This is a genomic window from Wolbachia endosymbiont of Drosophila nikananu (assembly GCF_028981865.1).
GTDB classification, from domain to species: domain Bacteria; phylum Pseudomonadota; class Alphaproteobacteria; order Rickettsiales; family Anaplasmataceae; genus Wolbachia; species Wolbachia pipientis_B.
Genome location: NZ_JAPQLL010000019.1, coordinates 1 through 22100 on the forward strand (window position 1 = coordinate 1; position 22100 = coordinate 22100).

17 protein-coding genes are annotated in these 22100 nt (G+C 35.1%); 6 read left to right on the top strand and 11 right to left on the bottom strand.

The window, feature by feature from the left end; translation table 11 throughout:
• Positions 1–111: 111 nt before the first annotated feature.
• Positions 112–1464: a glutamate--tRNA ligase gene (gene gltX, locus OZD67_RS01365; RefSeq protein ID WP_182183079.1), complete on the bottom strand. Its 1353-nt coding sequence runs from the start codon at positions 1462–1464 to the stop codon at positions 112–114.
• A gap of 159 nt (positions 1465–1623) precedes the next feature.
• Here gltX and OZD67_RS01370 point away from each other — a divergent pair, with 159 nt between their 5' ends.
• Together OZD67_RS01370 and OZD67_RS01375 are read left to right on the top strand one after the other, a co-directional pair.
• Positions 1624–2289 carry an ankyrin repeat domain-containing protein gene (locus OZD67_RS01370; protein WP_182183081.1) on the top strand — a complete coding sequence of 222 codons (666 nt, stop codon included), beginning with the start codon at positions 1624–1626 and terminating at the stop codon, positions 2287–2289.
• Positions 2290–2358: 69 nt separating this feature from the next.
• Positions 2359–4335: an acetyl-CoA carboxylase biotin carboxylase subunit gene (locus OZD67_RS01375; RefSeq protein ID WP_182183082.1), complete on the top strand. Its 1977-nt coding sequence runs from the start codon at positions 2359–2361 to the stop codon at positions 4333–4335.
• On the opposite strand, the gene OZD67_RS01380 is transcribed toward OZD67_RS01375, so the two are convergent.
• The 6 genes from OZD67_RS01380 to OZD67_RS01405 are packed head-to-tail and all read right to left on the bottom strand — an operon-like array spanning position 4284 to position 8887.
• Complete coding sequence (locus OZD67_RS01380; protein WP_182183084.1) at positions 4284–5345, bottom strand: COX15/CtaA family protein; 1062 nt, start codon at positions 5343–5345, stop codon at positions 4284–4286. The two genes, OZD67_RS01375 and OZD67_RS01380, sit on opposite strands and share 52 nt — an antisense overlap.
• Entirely contained in the window at positions 5294–6892 is a 1599-nt protein-coding gene (locus OZD67_RS01385) for a glycosyltransferase family 2 protein (protein ID WP_182184184.1), read from the bottom strand. Before OZD67_RS01385 ends, OZD67_RS01380 begins: the two co-directional genes overlap by 52 nt.
• A 14-nt stretch (positions 6893–6906) precedes the next feature.
• Positions 6907–7383 carry a F0F1 ATP synthase subunit B family protein gene (locus OZD67_RS01390; protein ID WP_182183085.1) on the bottom strand — a complete coding sequence of 159 codons (477 nt, stop codon included), beginning with the start codon at positions 7381–7383 and terminating at the stop codon, positions 6907–6909.
• Positions 7384–7391: 8 nt separating this feature from the next.
• A complete protein-coding gene (locus OZD67_RS01395) occupies positions 7392–7871 on the bottom strand; it encodes a F0F1 ATP synthase subunit B family protein (RefSeq protein WP_182183087.1) in 480 nt (159 codons plus the stop codon).
• A 3-nt stretch (positions 7872–7874) separates the two neighbouring features.
• Positions 7875–8102: a F0F1 ATP synthase subunit C gene (locus OZD67_RS01400; RefSeq protein WP_006014985.1), complete on the bottom strand. Its 228-nt coding sequence runs from the start codon at positions 8100–8102 to the stop codon at positions 7875–7877.
• A 59-nt stretch (positions 8103–8161) separates the two neighbouring features.
• Positions 8162–8887: a F0F1 ATP synthase subunit A gene (locus OZD67_RS01405; protein WP_182183089.1), complete on the bottom strand. Its 726-nt coding sequence runs from the start codon at positions 8885–8887 to the stop codon at positions 8162–8164.
• Positions 8888–9117: 230 nt separating this feature from the next.
• On the opposite strand from OZD67_RS01405, the gene OZD67_RS01410 reads away from it, so the two are divergent.
• Complete coding sequence (locus OZD67_RS01410) at positions 9118–9405, top strand: hypothetical protein (protein WP_182183090.1); 288 nt, start codon at positions 9118–9120, stop codon at positions 9403–9405.
• 112 nt (positions 9406–9517) lie between these two features.
• Complete coding sequence (pheT, locus tag OZD67_RS01415; protein WP_182183092.1) at positions 9518–11857, top strand: phenylalanine--tRNA ligase subunit beta; 2340 nt, start codon at positions 9518–9520, stop codon at positions 11855–11857.
• Here the strand turns inward: pheT and OZD67_RS01420 are convergent.
• Both OZD67_RS01420 and ileS read right to left on the bottom strand, forming a co-directional pair.
• The gene (locus tag OZD67_RS01420; protein ID WP_182183094.1) at positions 11854–14604 is read right to left on the bottom strand and encodes a hypothetical protein; all 2751 of its coding nucleotides are present in this window, start codon (positions 14602–14604) and stop codon (positions 11854–11856) included. The genes pheT and OZD67_RS01420 overlap by 4 nt on opposite strands.
• 62 nt (positions 14605–14666) lie before the next feature.
• Complete coding sequence (gene ileS / locus OZD67_RS01425; RefSeq protein WP_182183095.1) at positions 14667–17993, bottom strand: isoleucine--tRNA ligase; 3327 nt, start codon at positions 17991–17993, stop codon at positions 14667–14669.
• A 139-nt stretch (positions 17994–18132) separates the two neighbouring features.
• Between ileS and OZD67_RS01430 the strand changes: the two genes are divergently transcribed.
• Entirely contained in the window at positions 18133–18360 is a 228-nt protein-coding gene (locus tag OZD67_RS01430) for a hypothetical protein (protein ID WP_259346624.1), read from the top strand.
• Between the two features lie 65 nt (positions 18361–18425).
• Here the strand turns inward: OZD67_RS01430 and miaB are convergent, their stop codons facing one another.
• Positions 18426–19742, bottom strand: coding sequence for a tRNA (N6-isopentenyl adenosine(37)-C2)-methylthiotransferase MiaB (gene miaB, locus OZD67_RS01435; protein WP_182183097.1), 1317 nt, complete (start codon positions 19740–19742; stop codon positions 18426–18428).
• 515 nt (positions 19743–20257) lie between these two features.
• On the bottom strand, positions 20258–20686 hold the full coding sequence (hemJ, locus tag OZD67_RS01440; RefSeq protein ID WP_182183101.1) for a protoporphyrinogen oxidase HemJ: 429 nt from the start codon (positions 20684–20686) through the stop codon (positions 20258–20260).
• Between the two features lie 65 nt (positions 20687–20751).
• Between hemJ and pdhA the strand changes: the two genes are divergently transcribed.
• A complete protein-coding gene (gene pdhA, locus OZD67_RS01445) occupies positions 20752–21732 on the top strand; it encodes a pyruvate dehydrogenase (acetyl-transferring) E1 component subunit alpha (RefSeq protein ID WP_182183103.1) in 981 nt (326 codons plus the stop codon).
• Positions 21733–22100: the final 368 nt, after the last annotated feature.

The following is a 22100-nucleotide window of genomic DNA, read 5'->3' on the forward strand; positions in this document are numbered from 1 at the left end:
AACTACGTTGTTTTCTTGCTGTTTAATCTGCACAGATGAAGATAACTGAATACCTTCAGTTTCATGGTAAGGGGGCTGGCAGGGTTTGTCAAGTAAGTTTTTTTGTTTCATTTAAATTGCTTGCAACCTTCTTATACACTCGTCCTTACCAAGAATCACCATGATATCGATGATTCCAGGTGCATCCATTACTCCAGTTATAGGGGCACGTAATGAGTGGTATACACCGCTTACTTTCATATCATGTGATTTTGCACATTCCTTGATCTGAGAAGATAAAAAAACCTTATTCCAATTTTCATCACCGATCTTTGACAGAAATGATGCGAGTAACTTAATTATATTGAGGTTAGATTTGACAATTTGACGAGCTTCTTCACTTAAATCAAGTGGCGGATCTTGAATATAAAACTTTGCTAAATCCAATAATTCGGTCAGGTAGTTTGCTCTTTTTTTCAGCTCTGTCAGTCCCTGCAGTAAATAGCCCTTTTTTTTGTCAGTTAGAGTATTTTCCCCAAGTATTAGAGCCAGAATATCTTCATTGCTCATATTACTAATATAGTGGTTATTCAAGTGCTCTAATTTTTTAAAATCAAGCTGTGCAGGCGAACGACCAATACTTTCTAAATTAAACCACTCTATTGCTTGCTCATCGCTAATAATCTCATCGTTGCCGTGACTCCAGCCAAGTCTCAGCAAGTAATTACGCATCGCTTTTGACAATATTCCCATCTTTTCATAATCGCAAACGCTTGTGGCACCATGCCTTTTGGATAGCTTATTCCCATCTTCCCCATGGATAAGCGGCACATGTGCAAAGCGTGGAATGTCAAAATCAAGAGCCTGGTATATTAGCAGCTGTTTAAAGGTATTAGTGAGATGGTCAGAGCCACGTATTACATCAGTTATTCCAGCATCATGATCGTCAACCACTACGGCAAAAATATATGTTGGAGTGTTATCAGAGCGTAAGATCACTATATCATCAAGCTGCTCGCTATTTACCTTAACTTGACCGTATATTTTATCATCAACAATAATATCTTCTGAGTCTGGCACTTTAAAGCGAACAACAGGTCTTACGTCTGATGTCACACTAGTACATTTATGCTTGTATATCTTGCCCTCTTCTCTCGCTTTTATTTTCCTTTCTGTCTCAGGGCAATAACAGTGATACGCCCTACCCTTCTCAACTAAAAGGTTTGCTACTTCTTTATGCCGCTCTATTCTTTTTGACTGATATACTATTTCTCCATCATAACTCACATCGAGCCATTTTAGTCCTTCTATAATCGCATCAATTGCTTCTTGTGTTGAACGTTTTCTGTCGGTATCTTCAATCCTTAGCAAAAACCTGCCACCATGATGCTTTGCATAGAGCCAATTAAATAAAGCTGTACGAGCCCCACCAATATGCAAAAACCCTGTTGGTGATGGAGCGAATCTAGTGACTATGTCTAGCATGTTATTGTTACAGTAAAGTATAGGCCATGATACCCAAAATCCACGTTTGTAACAATGTAGAATTACTATAAATTATTTATCCTGAGAGATTAAATTTTCTTTATTTTTAATAAATCGTGTTGTATAATTTAGTGTTAGTTAAATATAGCGAGGTATGTTATGGCTGACTTATTTGAAGTTGCAAAAGCAGGAGATAAAGATAAGTTTATTGAAGCTTGCAAGGAAAGAGTTGCTTGTGTAGCTAAGCATAGTCTTGATGAAAATGGAAACCCATTTCATATAGCAGCAAGCAGAGGAATCCTGTTATCTGCATTAAAGGAGATTATAAAGTATTTAGAAGAAGATACTGAGGGCAGAGTCAAGAAAGCAAAAGAAGCTAAAAATTGGAAAGAATTAGAAAAATTAAAAGAGGAACTTAAGGATAATAAGAGATATATTAAAGAAGCACTCTGCGATAAAAGCTACATTAAGGATAATGGAAGAATGGCGGTATCACCTCTTTATTTCTTGGATCCTGCAGAACGGGAAGAAGCTAAGCAAATCGCAGGTATAAAGGGCGGTTTTATATGTAATAGAAAATTTCATTTGTGCTTATACATAATAGGAGCTATAGCGTGTATTGCTGCCTTGTGTTTATCCTTGTACTTTTTATTTTTGGTTTCTCAATCTCTTGCATTAGCTTCAGTAGCTACAATAGCTTCTGGAGGATCTACATGTTTGTTGTTTAAGGCATGTAACGGGATATACGGCTTGTATGATGAAAGTACTATAGTGACAGATCCTGATATTATGCAACTTTTAGATGGTGGTTTAGCTGCAGCATGAAGCTAGAAATTACCTGCAGGCAATGATATAGAAATTTACTTTCTCAAGCTAAGAAAGTATACTGATAAGATGATAGAAAAGAAGTACAATAAGATTTTAATAGCAAACAGAGGAGAGATTGCCTGCAGGATTATCAGAACTGCCCATAAGATGGGTATATCTTGTGTCTGTGTATATTCGGATGCAGATGTAAATTCTGTGCATGTAAGACAAGCAGATGAGTCAAGATATATCGGCCCTTCGCCATCTTGCCTTAGTTATTTAAACATTGAAAAAATATGTGAAGTAGTAGTTGAAACAGGTGCGCAGGCAGTTCATCCTGGCTATGGTTTTTTAGCAGAGAATCCAGATTTTCCACGTGCTCTGCAAAAACACAATATAGACTTCATCGGGCCAAGTGCAGAAACAATAGAAGTTACAGCCAACAAAATAACAGCAAAAGAAGCGGCAAGAAAAGCTGGAGTGAATGTAGTGCCAGGATATATGGGTAAAATCAGTGATGCTGCCCATGCAGCTCAAGTTGCTGAGGAGATTGGCTTTCCGGTTATGCTAAAAACTGCATCAGGCGGTGGTGGCAAAGGAATGCGAATTGTAAACTCCAAAAAAGAAATTGAACTAGCATTTACATCAGCCACAAATGAAGCAGAGAAAAGTTTTAAGGATGGCAGTATCTTTATAGAAAAATATATAGAACTACCAAGACATATTGAAATACAAATCATAGCAGATAAATATGGCAATATAGTGTGTCTTGGAGAAAGAGAATGCTCGATACAAAGGAATAACCAGAAAATAATGGAAGAAACGCCAAGCCCATTCATTAGTGAAGAAATAAGACAAAAAATGTATGTCCAATGTGTTTCTCTGGCAAAGCAAGTTGGCTATTTTTCAGCAGGCACTGTTGAGTTTGTTGTAGATAAAGACCAAAACTTCTATTTTCTTGAGGTAAATACGAGATTGCAAGTTGAGCATCCAGTAACAGAATTTATAACTGGAATAGACATAGTAGAAGAAATGATTAGAACTTCCTGTGGAGAGAAATTGAGATTCAATCAGGATGATATTAAACTTACTGGTTCTGCAATAGAAAGTAGAATTTGCGCTGAAGACCCATCGAAGAAATTTTTCCCTTCCAGCGGAAGAATAAAATATTACGATAAACCAGGTGAAAATGATTATGTAAGAATAGATGATGGAGTAGCTAGCGGTTCAGAAATTAGCACGTTCTATGACTCAATGATTGCAAAAGTTATAACATATGGAAAAGATAGAGTAGAAGCGATCAGCAGAATGCAAAAAGCATTGTCTGAATGCTATATAGAAGGAGTAACAAATAATATAGAATTTCTAGAATCCATCTTCCATCACCCAAATTTTATTGCAGCAAAGCTCCACACGAGATTCATTCCAGACCATTACTCTAGTGGGTTTCACGGCGATTTTGTTACAGAGGAGTATATTAAAATATTTATTTTCACTGCGTTATATGTTCATTTGGAAAATGAAGAAAGGTACCATCATAAAGCAGTGAATGAAACGCTTGTAGTTGTAATAAATGACAATAAATACCCTATAGATGCAAAGCACCAAGATAATATATTAACAACAGTATATAACCACAATACATACTCTGTAGTAGGCAAGTGGGAATCAAGTTATAGGTTGCTAAACATCACGATTAACGATGATACCGATATAACACTTAAAGTAGAAAAACAAGGCAGCAAATACTTCATAAGACATGCAGGCATGAAAGCTGAGTGTTGTATATTTAAGCCTCATGTAGCTGAATTAAGTAGGTTAATGCTAAATAATGAAACAGAAGGGATTTCAGTAGATGCTGTAAAATCCCCAATATCTGGCTTATTAGTTAAGTTGCACGTAAATATAGGAGATCAGGTGGAAATAGGACAACCTTTATTTGTGGTGGAGGCAATGAAAATGGAAAATATCATATGTGCTGAAGCAGCAATGGTGATAAAAAATATTCTCGTTCAAGAAGGAAAAAATGTACAGACTGGTGATGTAGTCTGCTTTCTTAAATAACACAAGAAGTATAAACTTGACCCAAACAAGATAAATGAAAACACTTGATGAGCTATGGCAATGGCTATTGGTATGTGCAATAATAGAGTAATTACACCTAAAATGATCTGAATGATAACGGAGAGCAGCATAATATATACCGGTTTTACGCTAGCATTTTTTACTGTGAGTATTACTACCAAAGCTAGTATTAGCAATGCCAGTGCTCGATGTATAAATTGCACTGTCGCTCTGTTCTCAAAGATATTCAGCCATATGGGGTGTAAGAAAAATAAATCTTCTGGAACGATTTGTCCTTCCATTAGTGGAAAGGTATTGTAAATCAAACCAGCATTTAATCCCGCAACAAATGCACCGAAAATTATTTGCATTACAATTAGGGCCAAAATCATCCCTGTGTAGTATATAGTGTCACTACTAATCTTAAGTTTAGTTTGCTTTGGCCTGATTTGGTAATCAAAAAATTGATATAACAATAATGCAAAGACAATTAATGCTAATAATAAGTGAAGTGCAAGCCTATAGTGGCTAACATGAGGTTCAGTTACTAAACCACTTTTAACCATATACCAACCAGCAAAAGCTTGTAAAGCTCCAAATAATAATGCCATAAATAGCCTTATTACTACCTTTTTAGATATTTTTCTTCTTAATGTAAAATATATAAATGGCAGGACAAAAACTAAACCTGTTAGTCTTGCAACCAATCTGTGTACATATTCTATTAAGTATATAGCCTGAAATTCCTCCATACTCATACCATAGTTAAATGCTTTATACTCAGGTGTAGTTTCATATTTTAATTTTTCTTGTAGCCAATCTTGTCCACTCAGTGGTGGCAATGTTCCAGTGATGGGTTTCCACTCCGTGATTGACAATCCTGCTTTTGAAAGTCTGGTAAATCCACCAATCCCCACCATGAGAATTACCATAATACAGCAGAGAAAAAGCCAAATAGCTACAGGTTTTGATTGCTTTTGTTCCATAAACCATGCTGAGTTTTGTTCCATCGCTCAGGGTAAAGAATAAATTCCCACAAGGCAAGAAAAGCTGCAACACTATGTAGCAGACTATAGACCGGAAAAAATATCGATACTATATAAAAATAAAAAGGCATCTTTTGCTGTTTGACAGCTATTACCAAAAGAATCAGGTTAGTAACGTATACCACTACAAAGTAGTACAAAAATAATTCATTTAAAACTTTAGTTAATATCAATGAAAGCAGTAAAAATGGAGTAGTAAAAAATATAAAAGCTGCAGAGCCAACAAAAAGATTCAATAGCAAAATTCCCTTAAATCCAGTGTGTTTATAAAGAGACTTTATATTTTTTAAATGAACAATATAAGTTTGCATATAGCCTTTGATCCAGCGTGCTCTTTGCTTAATCCAAGCAAATACAGCAATTGGTGACTCTTCCAATGTTTCTGAGTCAATCATCCTGGTTTTGTATCCCATTTGCGCAAGTCTCAAACCAAGGTCAGCATCTTCGGTAACACTATAAGCATCCCAGAAAAACAATTTTTTTAGAATTTTTACTGAAAAATGATTACTGCTACCACCCAAAGGCATTGGCATGTTCATTTTTTGGAATCCAGGCAATAAGTATTGAAACCAGTTCATATACTCCAGAGAAAAGAATTTTGTGAGAAAATTATAATCACAATTATAGTAATTTAATTTCGCCTGCACACAGGCAAGCCTATCGCCGCCCTTATTAAATTCAATCAGTGCTTTTTTTAACTGCAATGGGTCTGGTTTATCATCTGCATCATATATTACTGCATACTTTCCTCTAGCAAAGCTCATAGCATAATTGCATGACTTGGCTTTTGTTCTAGGCAAAGAATGAGGCACTTTTATTACTTCAAAATACTGTGGTAAAGTATACTTTTCTATAGCTGCCAGCGTTTCCTGGTCATCACTTTCTACCAGAAGCTTTACATCTAATTTCGACTTTGGATAATCCAAACTTTTAATGCTTTCAATTAATTGCCCTATTACTGCACTTTCTTCAAATACAGGCAGTAAAATAGTATATATAGGTTCATTCAGCTTACTATAATCCACTTTTTGATTAGAGGTTTCACATAAGCTAAAAACTGTAGCTATAAACTTGAATAAATAACTAGAACATCCGATTATAAATATCAACATCAAAGCAAAATATGTATATTTCTCTGTTAGTGTTAAAATTGAAGTTACAATAAAAAAAGAAGCAAAAAATATTGAGCTTAGTTTAATGCTTTTAGCTGAAAAATTAGGATTCTTGTAATATAAGTAGTTGCTTGCAAATTCTGAAATACCAAAGTGCGAGTTAAGAAGATTTAAAATCTGTTCGCTATCCACTTTTATTAATACATAGTCAATACCGTAATGAGCTTCGACCCAACGGTTGATATCTCGGCTTGTGTCTTCAACCATAAAAAAAGTAGTATCATTTAATTTTTGCCAAGGAATTATATTAAATTTATAGTAAAAAAGTTTCTCTGGCTCTTTGCACAAACTAGAATCAAACTTAATTTTTTCTACATTATCAACTTGAAGTATAGGCAATTGTTGCATCAAATCTAATGCAATTTTTTATTTAAGTCACGTGAAAATGAAGATATGACCTCGCTACTACGCTTATCATCTTTACGTTCATGCATTATTTTTTTTACAGCATCAGCAGCTATATTCGCTGTGTTAGCCTGTAAATCTCCAAGAGCTTTTTCAACTTGGTCAGTGACTTTCTTCAAGTTAGAATGGGCATTGTCATCTAATGTCTGATCTAGCTGCTGTCTATTGTGCTTAATGATACTATTAGCTTTATCAAGTGCTTCATTCATCATTTTATTAACTTCTGCATCTAATTCTTTGTATTTTTTAGAAGATTTTTTGTAATACTCCAACATATCTTCCCTGAATTTTTCAGTTTCTTCACTTGAAAATTTGCTTTTGTTACGCTTATTGTTAAGCGCATTTTTTATCACTTTCTTTAGCAATTTATACGAAAGGACAAAACTTACCAAGAAGGCAAGACCGATAATCAGTGATGTAGACATAAAAACCCCTAAAATTCTTTGGACACCAAATCAGCAACAAACTCCTCTTCAATTTCAGAATTGGTCAATTTAGTATAATAAATTAAAGCAATACTAGTAGCCATTTGTTTTAACTGATCAGTATATTCAGATTTAAATTCTGCCACTTTTTCTTCAATAAGCTTGCTCTTTTTTTTGTCTTCCTCTTCTAATATATTCTTAACATTAGCTCTCATTTCTTCTACCTGAGCAAGTGCATCATCTATGATTTTTTTTGCCTGTATTCTAGCTTGGTTTAAAGCGGCATTATACTTGGCAATCTGATCTTCTGTAAGTCTTAAAAGATGAACAGAGCTATTAAAAGAGTCCAACACCCCTTTACTTCTAGTGTTTATTATTCCATCTAACTTTGGTAAAAATAAACAACTTACTATAAAAAAAAGTGAAGAGAAAAAAATTAAAAACCAAAAAACTTGAGAAAAGAAAGTTGAAACATCAAGCTGTGGCATCTGTTAAGCAGCAAATATTAACAACATTGCAAGTACAAACGCAAGCAATCCCATGATTTCAACCATGGCAGCACCAATATAAACATAACTTTTCATTTTACCTTCTGATTCAGGGTTTCTCGCAATCCCATTTAACATAGCAGAGAAGATATTAGCTATACCTAAACCAGCACCGAGCATTCCAAACACAGCTAAACCAATTGCTATAAACTTTAAAGCTACTAAATCCATATATTACCTTTAATTATTTCTTTATAATATAATTGTAAAATATTCTACAAGGAAGTCAATTACTTTACTGCATCTGACAAATATACACATGTTAATATAGTAAATATATAAGCTTGTAAAATTGCAACAAATACTTCAAATCCTATCAATGCAATTATGAACAAAAACGGCGCAGGAGTGAAAAATATGTTCATATTCACAATAAATCCTGCTATCACTTTGATGATCGTATGACCCGCAATCATATTTGCTGCAAGCCTTATCGATAGGCTAATCGGTCTTACTAAATAAGCAAATAACTTAATAATAATTATTACAGGTGCAAGCCACCAAGGAGTTCCTTTTGGTAGCAATATACGTAAAAATTCTACTCCTCTTTCCTTAAACCCAACAATCGTTATATAAGTAAAAACTACCATCGATAAAGCGAAGGTGACTATCACATGACTTGTGACCGTGAAACTATAAGGCAGAACACCAACTAAATTACATGATAAAATGAAAATAAATATTGTGAATATCAATGGAATGTGCTGCAAGCCTTTGCTTCCAGTGTTATTTTCTATTATTGAAACAACAAAATCATATACATATTCAACTGCAGCTTGCAAATATCCTGGTATTACTGACCCCTTCTTTATTCCAAAAAGCAAAAAGAGTATCACCAATATCACCGAAATCATCATGAAAAGAGATGAATTGGTAAAGCTTACGTCATACCCAAATAACCTAGGTAACTCTATTATTGTATATACTTTAAACTGTTCCAGTGGATTTAATGCCATTTTAATCTGAACTATAAACAGTAAATAAAGTATGAATTTTATAGGACAATGTCAAGAATTAAGATAAGGCTTTGTATTATTATAACATTGATACATTAACAAAATATGTAATTAGAGTGTTAATTACAGTCAGCTCTGTATTTTAAAACTTACTAATTTTATTAAATCATTCAATATCTTGACTTAACATCTTATTTTAATTATAATTTAATTTTTAGTGAGGTATTATTATGAACGAAATAGATTTTATTAACACTAGTCATCCTTTAAATTTAGAGCAGGAATTTGGTAGTGGATACATCAAACTAACAGATGGCTCCTTTAACGAATATACTGGCTATTATCAAATGGGAAGCGAAATACTAGATAAAAGCCATAACATGATAGGAAACTTAACTATTGATGGTTACATTCATAACTTCCATGAAGATAACCACAATATGAATCTTAAGCTCTCTATGGAGATAGATTTAAAAGGTGATATCGAGAAGATCGATTCTCTTTACAAGAAGATATAAAGTTACAAAAGCTTCTACATCATTGTTTATGATGTAGAAGTATTCCACTACAACAAGCTTTAAAAGCACTACATTTTATATTACAATAACTCTTTTATTTCTTTAAAGGTTCATGAAATTCACATTATCTTGGTTATTAGAACACTTAGAAACCAATGCTAGTTTAGAAGAAATTACCGATAAGTTAACTCACATAGGGTTAGAAGTAGAAGATGTGATCGACAATACCAAATTAGCTGGTTTTATTGTTGCAGAAGTATTAGAGGTGATACAGCATCCAAATGCTGATAAATTAAAATTATGTAAAGTAGATGACGGAAGTAAAATTCTACAAATAGTTTGCGGAGCAAACAATGTTAGAGAAGGTATGAAAACTGTGCTTGCATCTCTTGGTAGCACATTGCCAGAAAGTGATTTCACAATCAAGCCCACAAAAATACGAGGAGTGCTAAGTGAAGGGATGCTCTGCTCTGCTTCTGAACTTGCGCTGGTTCAAGAGAAAAGTGAAGGAATAATCGAGCTTTCTGATGATTATAAAGTAGGGGATAAATTTTTCAATTGTGACCCTGTAATTGATATAAATGTTACTCCAAACCGTGGAGATTGCTTAGGCATTTATGGAATAGCTCGCGACCTTGCTGCAACTGGAATTGAGACATTAAAGACTTTAAGCATTCCACAACTTACCAGCTCCATAAATTCACCAATCGATGTTGAAGTTACTGACGGGGAAAGTTTTATTAGTGGAATATACATCGCCAATGTAAAAAATCAAGAAAGCCCAAAATGGTTAAAAGATAGGCTGAAATCGATAGGAATGCGCTCCATTTCTGCAATAGTTGACATTACTAACTATATTATGATATCTTTCAGCCGCCCAATGCACGCGTATGATGCAAAAAAAATAGAAGGAGAGCTCACAGTACGCAAAGCAAACAACGGAGAAAAATTTGCTGGTTTGAACGGTAAAGAATACTTATTAAACACGGACACAAGCGTTATTTCTGATAGTAAAAATATTCATGGAGTTGCTGGAATTATAGGTGGAAAGTGCAGTGAATGTACTCTTGAAACTACTGATATCTTTTTAGAGTCTGCTTGGTTTGACCCTATATCTATCGCCAAATCTGCAAGGCAGATGAACATCTCCACAGAATCTAGTTACAGATTTGCACGTTCAGTTGATCCTGGATTTACTCTTGAGGGACTCAATCTTGCAGCTAAAATGATTTTGGATTTATGTGGTGGAGAAGCCTCAAGCGTAGTGTCTGCCGGCAGCTTAGATAAGGCTGACACCAAGGTGAACTTTGATTATCAGGATGCGAACAAGTTTGGAAGTGTGTCTGTATTGCCTGATGAAGTGTTCGATATCTTAACGAAACTAGGGTTTAATATTGATAAAAAAACCGAAGGCAATTGGAATGTACAAGTACCAAGCTGGAGACCGGACGTGACTATACCTGCTGACCTAATTGAAGAAGTAACAAGAATATACGGCTATGACAAAATAAAAGAAGAACCACTACCAAATAATGTTGAAGAAGTAGATAGTACATACGACAATTTGCGTATTTTGATGACAAACAGAGGGTTTCATGAAGTGCTAACCTGGTCGTTTATGAGTGAATCAACAGCTGAAAAATTTGGTTACTCGAATAAGTTATTTATCATCGATAATCCGTTTAATAATAACTTTAATATAATGAGACCAAGTATCATACCAAACTTGTTGCAAGTAACTGCTGATAATATTACCCATGGAACATCTGATCTTGCAATTTTTGAAATTGGGCCAATTTACGATGGTGAAGCTCAGTCTAAACATGTTTTAAGTGGAATAAGAACAGGAAATAATTTACCGCGAAACCATTATAATACTGATAGGAAAGTAGATGTTTTTGACGCAAAGGCTGATTGCATAGCAGCTTTGGAGTTTTTTAACGTCAATTGCGATAATTTAACGATAGAGAGAGCAGAAAAAGAACATTACCACCCAGGAAAGTCAGGCACTCTCTCTTTTAAAAATAAAGTAGCAGGTTATTTTGGAGAGTTGCATCCTAATATATTAGATCTTTTTGACATCAAGCAAAAAGTTGTAGGTTTTGAGGTGATATTAGAAAATATTGAAAATTTACCTGTAAGTAGAAAGAAATTTATCGATTATAAATACCAAAGTGTAAAACGTGATTTTGCATTTATTGTAAATAAGGATGTGAAAGTAGGTAACATAATCAATGTGGTAAAAAAAAGCTCAGAGCTCATCACAGAAGTTTTGATATTCGATGTATACCATGGAAGTAACATAGAGCCGAACAAGATGTCTATAGCATTCTCAGTTACTTTCTGCTCTCCAACTCACACTTTAACTGAAGAGGAAATCCAAAAGGAATCAAATATGATAGTTAACTTAGTGTGTGAAAGTACAAAAGGAACTTTGAGAGCTCATCCTTAGGCTGTAATCACAGTTTCCTGCAGTTGCTGTGTTACACTTACTTCATCCAATCTATTTCCTATATTGACTTCAATATCCTTAAAAAATCTATCCCACATTCCACGCAAATGCTCTTCTACTTTAGGCCATACATCATTTTTAAATGTTTCTCCATCATCAGAAAATAAATTACCTAAAAAGGCTCCAACACCTTCATAATTTGACTGAAAACATTGAAGAAATGTCTCTACTTCCTTATGAGTATCATGTGCCACACTCAACGCTTTTCCTTCTGTGCTCTTATCCCCGTTTGCAACGGCAAGACCTGTTTTAATATATCCCCAGCCTGTCTGAATAGCTCTTATAGGTTGCAACCATGAACTCTTATCGCTTTTTGGTACATTATTTACTATATTTTCCACCAGCCTGTCTATTAAAGGAGACAATAAATTTTGACTAAAATGTTTGATATTATTTTTTGTTTTTATCACAGGACTTTTTATGCATTTTTCTGCCAAATAGTATTCAAGTTCCGCTTTCTCTAACAACTTCTTAACTGCTTCTTCATCAAAAATTCTATGCTTGAATACCTTAAGTAAATCATCTTCTATTATTGCAAATTTTATTTTTTCACAAGACTCTAGTTCTTCCTTATAATTACTTTTTGTTTCTTCATTTATCAATAATTCTGCTTTTTCTAATTCTAACTGTTCTAATATTTTTAGAATTTCTCGGTTATTTTTCAAGTGCTTCTCTATTAATTTTGCACTTGGATGCTTTTCTCCTTTTCTATTTCGTTCATCTTTTAAGTACTTATTTAAATCCTCACTTCCTTCTATTACTTTTCTTAATGATACAGGTTGATCTAAGCATTCTGCAATTTCCATTCGGTGCGCATTAATCCTCTGTACTAAATCCGGCTCCTTTTCCTCTAACAGCTTACATGAATTTTCTATACCCTTTGCTTGATCTTTAAATAAATTTTGTATTTTACATTTCGTTATTTCTAAATATACCTTTGCTATAAAATCATTCACTTTATCTGAAACTTCTTTTAAACCTTTCTCACTAAAAGGACCTTCCTCTTCTAAATCTCGAAACTGATCTATTAAGTTTAGCATGCCTAATAGACCTAACTCACCCTTGGCTTTTTTCATTACTGATTTTACTAGCCTTCGCTCAACTTCTTGATCATCATACTCAAACTTAAAAAGACCTTCTAATTTCCTTTTTAAATCATCATTTGTTAAGTTATTTTTTCCTTCATCATATATTGCTTTCAATTTTTCATGTATCCTAATATATCTTTCTTGTCCTTCTTCTTTTAAATCCTTAATTCTATTTTTAGCATTATTTAAAGCTTTCTCTGTTTTTCCAGGATATGTATCCTTATAAACATCAATTATTGTTTTCTTAGTTATTTTCCCTTCTTCTTTAAGTCGTTCCCACTCTGCTTTAAATACAGGAAGCTCACTATCGTCTAAAGCATCTGGCACTTTTGCTCCTGCTTCTTTTAGACCTTTTATTATTATCTCTTTTTCATTTGGTAATTCCTTACCTTGACTTTCTAATTTCTGTTTCACTAAAGTATTTTTTAGCTCATCTTCCAGTGAAAAATCTTCCCCTCGTCTACCCTGCTGAAATTTAATTGCTTGTATAAAAGCAACTTGATAAGCATTTTCTATTAAGTGAGTTGTCAACTTAGAATCGATACTACTCACCATTTTTAGCCTAAATTCATTCAATAATTCATTCAACTTATCATATGTAATATCTTTTTTTTCTAGCTTCATCAACTCTTCCATAGCTTTTGCAAATTCTTGAATGGAAGTTGCAAGTATATCCTTGATTTCATTACGCAAGGGCTTAAGACCATTTTTTAAATTGATTTTAGCTGATAATTTCAGCACAACATTATGCTCTGAATCCCGCGTCACATCGAACCACTCATTATTTTCATTATCGCATAAGTCTCTAAGTAATTGTTTAAATTGCGGTGGAAATTTTATTTCCATATTATATGCAATGCTTGGCTCAGGAACTTCTATTTCATGAAAAGACACTTCAATATTTTGATGCTCATTCTTATATAACCCATTACTTATTTTAACAGCAGCAATCAAAGAATGAGATAATTTCCTATTTAAAAGATAAAAAGTAGCCAAAGCTAGAGTTTCAGGAATCAGTAATATTACAAGTACAGCCACATTAACAAAAATTGCTATTGCAGCAAGAGCGCCGTATGCCAATCTTTTCGGTACACTTGTTTCACCCTTTTTTGCCTTATCTTCACTTATATCAGCTTGTGTCTTACTGTCTGCTTTAAATCTACTGTATACGACTAATCCCAGTGCAGTAAAAGCAATATAAGGAAGCATTAAAACTGACAGAGCTAAATTTAATACTCTTTTCTCTGGGCAAGCTCTGTTTATCTCTTTCAATATTTCGCTTGACATATTATACCAAGAGGTAAAAAAGTCAGAATTATAATCTTTATAATGAAATATACTGAGTGGAACATTAAAAGCAGCTATTTGTTTAATTAACCAATCCTGCTCACTTACAGCATCAAAAAACTCTTCTTCCTCTTCTGGATTAGCAAGACCTAAATCATTCCCTTCTTCTACATTAGAAACATCTTCCATAGCATCAAAAAACTTTTCTTCCTCTTCCAAAGCAACATTAGAAGTAGATTCTACTTTACCTAAATCACTATTATTGTTATTAAAATCAACAACTTTTTCACCATCTGCAGTAACCTGACTCATATTATAACCTTATCTAAAAGTAACCTAAGTATAGCATAAACATTAGTAACTTTGCAACTTTATTAACAACTTAACTTGATACCAACTATCAAATCTTGATATTCTTTAGAATAGAAGTCGGCTTCGATCTCTTTATTAATGTCCAAAGATAAGGCAAGGGTCTGCTCTTTTATATATTTATTCCATGTAGTTATTGCTTCCTTAATTTTTTCATCTTCTGTTTTGATTGTTACTCTAATTCTATCTGATATATGAAAATCAGCTTGTTTTCTAGTTTCTTGAATGAGCCTCACAATATCTCTCGCGAGCCCTTCTAGAATCAATTCATCATTTAAAGTAGTGTTTAGGATAACAACCCCTTTGTTGTTATCAAATACAGAGGAGAATTCACTGTTTGCTTTTAATAATAGTTCATATTCGCCTTTTTCTATGATATAGTTCTCTGTTTCATCTCCCAGAAATATTGAACCTTTTGCGGAACCTTCTGTCATTCCAGCGCGTGACGCTGGAATCTGCATCTGGATCCCAGTGTCAAGCACTGGGATGACGTCGGGGTAAGTTTTTTCAATTTGCTTCCATTTCCCCTCTTTGACATATTGGACTAGTTTCTTGATTTTATCTGGAACTCTTCTTCCAAGCATAGAAAAATTTAATTTTAACTCTAGTGACGCAACTTCTTTTAACTCATTTACTATTTCTAATTCTTTTACATTTACCTCATCTCTTATTATCTCTTGATATTCATCTTTAAGAGAATCATAGGAAAACTGATGATAAATCGTCATACTACTAAGTGGCTGTCTGATACGTATGTTAAACGTGTTTCTAGTAGAGAGTGCAGAGTTACATATCTCTCTCACTAGATCCATTTTGGCAATGAGCTGACTATCAAACTTCTCTAATTGTGGGAAATCAGCCAAATGAACAGATGTTTCTTCATACTTAAGCCCTTGCCATATATTCTCTGTTATAAGTGGCAACAAAGGGGCTGCAGCTCTTAGTATGTAATAAAAAACCGTATATAGAACATTATAAGCATCAGTTTTATCCTGATCCAAATCACTTTTCCAAAAACGCTCGCGACTGCGACGAATGTACCAATTGTTTAGCACTTCAAAAAAGTTCATCAAAATTTTGCAAGCCTCTTGGGAGTTATAGCTGTTCATAGAAGTTTGGATACTTTCTACAGCTTCAAAACATTTGGAAATCATGTAGCGATCAATAGTACTTTGATAATCCTTACAAACTTCAGCTTTAATTCCATCTGCATTTGCATACATGGTAAAAAAGTGATAACCGTTCCAAATAGGTTTTATTACGTTTTTCAGAACATCTCGTATCGAATTTCCTTCTTTGTCGAGTAGCAAATTACCACCGCAGACAATGGAACCAGATAGCATAAGAAAACGCAGTGCATCAGAACCATATCTATCAAAAACCTCCATTGGATCTGCATAGTTATTCAAACGCTTGGACAATTTTTGCCCTTTTACATCCAAAACAACACCGTGGCATATGCAGTTCTTAAATGGTTCCCTATCAAACAAAGCAGTGGACAATACAAAGAGCGTATAAAACCACCCCCTGGTTTGCGCTATGTATTCAGTGATAAAATCTGCAGTTTCAAACCACTCCTTATTTTCAAACGGATAGTGGACTTGTGCGAATGGCATCGAGCCAGATTCAAACCAGCAGTCAAATACGTCAGGCACACGACGCATAACTGATTTTCCTGTTGGATCATCAGGATTTGGCCTCGTTAAAGTATCGATAAATGGTCTGTGCAAATCATCTACTTTAACATTAAAATCTCGCTCTAGTTCTTCTATCGAACCATATACATCCACTCTTGGATATCTTGTATCATCTGATTGCCACACAGGAATCGGAGTACCCCAGAATCGATTGCGTGAAATTGACCAGTCGTGTGCCCCTTCAAGCCATTTTCCAAATTGACCATCTCTAATGTGGTTTGGTATCCAATTAACTCCCTTATTTAGCTCTACCATTCTGCTTTTGAATTTTGTAACGGCAACATACCAAGAAGGCATAGTGCGATAGATCAAAGGAGTATCAGTTCTCCAGCAGTGTGGATAATTGTGAATATATTGCTCAGTTTTGAACCAGTTTCCTTGTTCTTTCAATTTTTTTATTACTGTATCATTGGTATCAAAAACATGAACCCCTGCCAAATCTGAAACTTCAGCAGTAAATTTTCCACTGTTATCAATTGGACAAATAACTGGAATACCATGACTTTGGCAAAGGTAAAAATCTTCCTCACCAAATCCAGGAGCAGTGTGTACAACACCAGTACCATCTTCTCCTGTAACATAATCAGCAATGAAAACACGGAATGCATTCTTTGTATCTTTAAAGTAATCAAACAGCGGCTTATAGGAAAGGCCTGCAAGATCATTCGCTTTAAGTTTTATATTGCAATTTTCATATGGAATATTGTTTTGTTCAGAGTGGCTGATAAATTTTTCTAGGTAGCTTTCAGCGAAGATATATATTTCATTAGGTTGATTTGATGTCACTTCAGCATGCAAACATTTATTACCTTCCTGGATTCCAGCGTCACGCGCTGCCAAAGAGTGGACTGACACTGCACAATACTTGATGTCCTTTCCTATCGCCAATGCCAAGTTGCTCGGCAACGTCCAAGGAGTTGTAGTCCAAGCAAGTAATTTACATTTTTGTTTAACACTTTTAAACTGCTGTGGGTTTTCTAAAAGCTCAAATGCAACAGTTACAGCTTTGCTAGTCTTTTCTCTATACGCGTTATCAAGCCTTGTTTCAAAATTGGATAATGGAGTTTCGCACGCCCAGCTATAGGGAACAACGCGTACTGATTCATACACCAGACCCTTATCATAAAGCTGTTTAAATGCCCACATGACCGACTCCATGAATGATTTATCCATGGTCTTATAGTCGTTGTGAAAGTCCACCCACCTTGCCTGCCTATTGACATATTTTTCCCACTCTGATGAAAATCTCATTACAGAAGTACGACAATGGTTATTGAATTTTTCAATGCCGAATTTTTCTATCTCAGTTCTACCAGATATTCCAAGTTCTTTTTCTGCACCCATCTCAGCCGGCAGTCCATGGCAATCCCAGCCAAATCTACGTTCAACCCTTTTTTGAAGCATAGTTTGATATCTTGCAAATGCGTCTTTTATAAAGCCAGTGAGTAAATGTCCATAATGGGGAAGGCCATTTGCAAACGGAGGCCCATCATAAAACACAAAACAATTATCCTTGGAACGTTCTCCAACTGACCGCTCAAAAACTTTATTTTCCTGCCAAAATTTTATGATTTCTTTTTCTAACGACGAAAAATCAGGACTACTTACTGTATCAGGATAATGCTTTGACTTCATGTTCGCTATGTAAAACTAAAGAATATAGGGTTTTCTGGAAAATTACAAATTCAAAAACTCTGTTTCTATAAACATAGATTAGGCATTGACATTTTATATACAAGATATTAACTCATTAGATTTATTTCTTAGGTTGAAGATGAATAAAAACAATTGGCCTTATCAGGAATTTCATGATACCAACAAAAGCAATAGTAAAAGCAGCTTTATTTGGGAATCACGTTCTTATGAATATAATAATTATGGAGAGATTGAGAAAATACGCTATCAGTGGAAAAAGAAAAAAAATCCCGCAAATCTATTATATCAAGTCTCATATGATTACGTAACACAGAGTCATGGTCCCTTAAGTATTAAATCTAGATAGCTTATAAACTTGAAAAAACTACACAAAGTGCTTCTGCACAAGAACGCAGGAGCACTATTTTCTAATTAGGCAGCACACCCCAACAAACTATTTTGCCAAGCTTCCAACACTTTCACGTTTACTATTTTGTCCCTGTATTTACCTTCAGGATCATCAATACACACTGATTGCATATATGGGCTTTTACCAATAATTTGGTTTCGATGTTTGCCTTTTTTATCACTGAACAAAGCAGAAATAGTTTTGCCTACCATACTCTGGTTAAACTCAAGTTGTTGTTCACTAATTAATTTCTGTAAACGAAGAAGGCGTTCTGTTTTAACATCTTCTGGTATTTGATCTTTTCTTTCCGCTCCTGGCATTCCTGGTCTTGGGCTATATTTAAAACTATAAGCCTGAGCGTACTTTACTTTTCTCACTAACTTCATAGTTTCCTCAAAATCTTTTTCGGTTTCTCCAGGAAACCCAACAATAAAATCAGAAGAAAATTCGATTTCAGGTTTCAGTTTGCGAAACCTATTTATTATTTCCAAATACTCCTCTGCAGTATGTTTTCTGTTCATTGCGTGCAATATTTTATTTGAACCTGACTGTACAGGTAGGTGAATAAATGGCATGAGTTTTGGTTCTTCCGCATGCGCCAAGTAGAGAGATTCGTGCATATTTCTTGGATGGGAAGTTGTATAGCGGATTCTTTCTAACTTTTCAATTTTAGCAATATGACTAATTAATTTTCCTAAATCCCACACTTCCCCTTCGCATTTCCCATGGTAAGCATTGACGTTCTGACCAAGCAAATTGATTTCCTTCGCCCCATTTGCAACTAATTTGAATGCTTCACGAAATATTTCATTCACTGGCCGTGAATACTCAGCTCCACGAGTGTAGGGTACTACACAAAACGTACAAAATTTATCACAACCTTCTTGTATGGCAAGAAACGCAGAAGATCCCTGGCTATTGCCATAGCATTCATCTGGCAATTTATCAAACTTTGCAACTTCAGGAAAATCAGTGTTTATTACATGACCTTTACTTCTGCTTGCTTTGACTATCAGCTCCGGTAAAGTAGCGATACTCTGCGGACCAACAACAATATCCACAAATGGAGCCCTTCTGAATACTTCTTCTCCCTCTGCTTGCGCTACACATCCAGCCACCACTATAGTCATTTCTTTTCGTGACGAATGAATCTTCCCGAGCTCAGAATAAAGCTTTTCTGCTGCCTTCTCTCTAATGTGACAAGTGTTCAGTATCACCAAATCAGCTTTTTCTGCATCACTAACAACGTTGAACCCCAAAGGTTTAATTATATTTTCCATTAAAACGGAGTCATAAACGTTCATCTGACAGCCGTAAGTTTTAATATATAGGCCTTTCATATTTGGTATGTCTTTTTCAAAACCCTACATACAATCACATTAAATGTCTAACAGAATAAACACGCACACCCCAGCATGTGACGCTAGTGAACTTGCTAGCACAATAGATTTTTATAAAATTGGATCCCAATGTCAAGCATTGGAATGACAGCAGTCCTACATCATACCGCTGCGGTATTTCTTAGCATAGATTCCGCTAACACATAGCGGGATGACGGTTGTCAGGGTGTTATGAAAGTAGCTGACACTGGGATCCAGGAAAAAGAATGGTGTCATCCGAGTAGCTTGACACTGGCACCCAGGAAACTTAATTGCAAGTAATGCATTGAGTTTGGTGAGTATGGGTTTTTCGTTATAGAATGAAGCACTTTTGGTGAATTTGTAAAGAAAGCTGGATCCCAGTGCCAAGCACTGGGATGACAAGAAAGGGAGCACTGGAATTTTTATTTCAGTATTGTACATTAGCCATGCATCTGAACAGATACGAGCTTTCTGCTTTTTCTGGGTAAGGTCAGTCAAAAAGGTTTTACAACAACCATAATAACTATAACTATTATCAATACTGTAACTGCTTCATTTAAAACACGAAAATAAACGTGTTTTTTTTCATTTGAACCCATTGCAAAACTTTTCCTATGCATTGCAAGTAGTCCATGAATAGCAAACATAAAAAATAATGCTAGTGCTTTCACATGAAACCACCCTTCACGATATGCTTCTCTTATAATCATTAATGTAATTCCAAGACCAAGTGAGAAAAGCATTGCAGGGTTTATGATATATCTAAGTAGCCTCTTTTCCATTGTTTGAAGCAAGCTATCATTTTCTGATCCCGGCTTTACAGCTGCGTGGTAGACATAAAGCCTGGGTAAATAAAGCATTCCTGCCATCCACATAATGGCGGAGATAACGTGAAAAGCCTCAAGCCAGTGGTAGTAATCCATTGAGATTTATTATAAAATATTAAAAATTTCTGATATTATCTTAGTTTAATGAAAAAGAAACCAATATGAAAGCAGAAAATTTCACTAAAGAACAGATAATTGGATTCTACAGGAAAATGCTACTCATACGCAGATTTGAGGAAAAAGCAGGCCAATTATATGGAATGGGATTAATAGGCGGGTTCTGTCACCTATCAATAGGACAGGAAGCAGTTGCAGTTGGAACTCAAGCTGCATCAAAATTAGGCGACGCTTTTATCACAAGTTATAGAGACCATGGCTTAATGCTCGCATGTGATTCTGATCCAAATGTTGTAATGGCAGAACTCACTGGCAAAGAAACAGGATGCTCGAAAGGTAAAGGTGGTTCGATGCACGTATTTGACGTTGAAAAAAAATTCTTCGGTGGCCATGGAATAGTGGGAGCACAAGTTCCAATTGGCACAGGAATAGCATTTGCTAATAAATATAAGAAAAGAGATAACGTGGTATTCACGTATTTTGGTGACGGTGCTGCAAATCAAGGACAAGTATATGAATCATTTAATATAGCATCTTTGTGGAAGTTGCCTGTGGTTTACATCATAGAAAATAACGAATACGCAATGGGAACTTCTGTGCAAAGATCAACTTTAGTAACAGAGTTATATAAAAGAGGAGAAAGTTTTGGTATTTCTGGAAAACAAGTTGATGGAATGGATTTTTTCTCTGTTTATGCGGCTACAAGCAAAGCAGCGAAACACACACGCAGCGGAAAAGGGCCTATTCTGCTTGAAATGAAGACATATAGATATCGCGGCCATTCGATGTCAGATCCTGCTACTTATCGCTTAAAAGAAGAAGTTGAAGATATGAAGCAAAATCATGACCCTATAGGCACTTTAAAGAAATACATGATAGATAATAAAATTGCTTCAGAAGAAGAATGTAAAGTAATTGATAAGGAAGCACGTGATTTAGTAAAAAAGTCAGAAGATTTTGCCAAAAATAGTAAAGAACCAAGCGTTGATGAGTTGTATACTGATGTTTATAAATTTGTTAGCTAAGTAGGCTTCTTTTTTTTATCCAGAACTGTACAAACATTGTATAGTAAACGATGTCATTCAATTCTCCCGTCATCTAAGTAGCCTTCTTCTTGTCATCCGAGTAGCCCCTTCGGTTTCATCCCAGTGCCTATTTCTTTGTCATCCGAGTAGCTTGACTACTTGGATCCAGGAAACTTAACTCTACACCAAGTAAATGTACAATAAGAACTAGATTCCAGCGTCACGCGCTGGAATGACACCTGTAGCCCTACGTCATACCGCCGCGGTATCTCTTAGCCGCTAACAAGCAGCGGGATGACGAATTGCTTAACCGTCATTCCGCCGCAGACCGTCATACCGCCACGAACCGTCATACCGCGATTCATTCG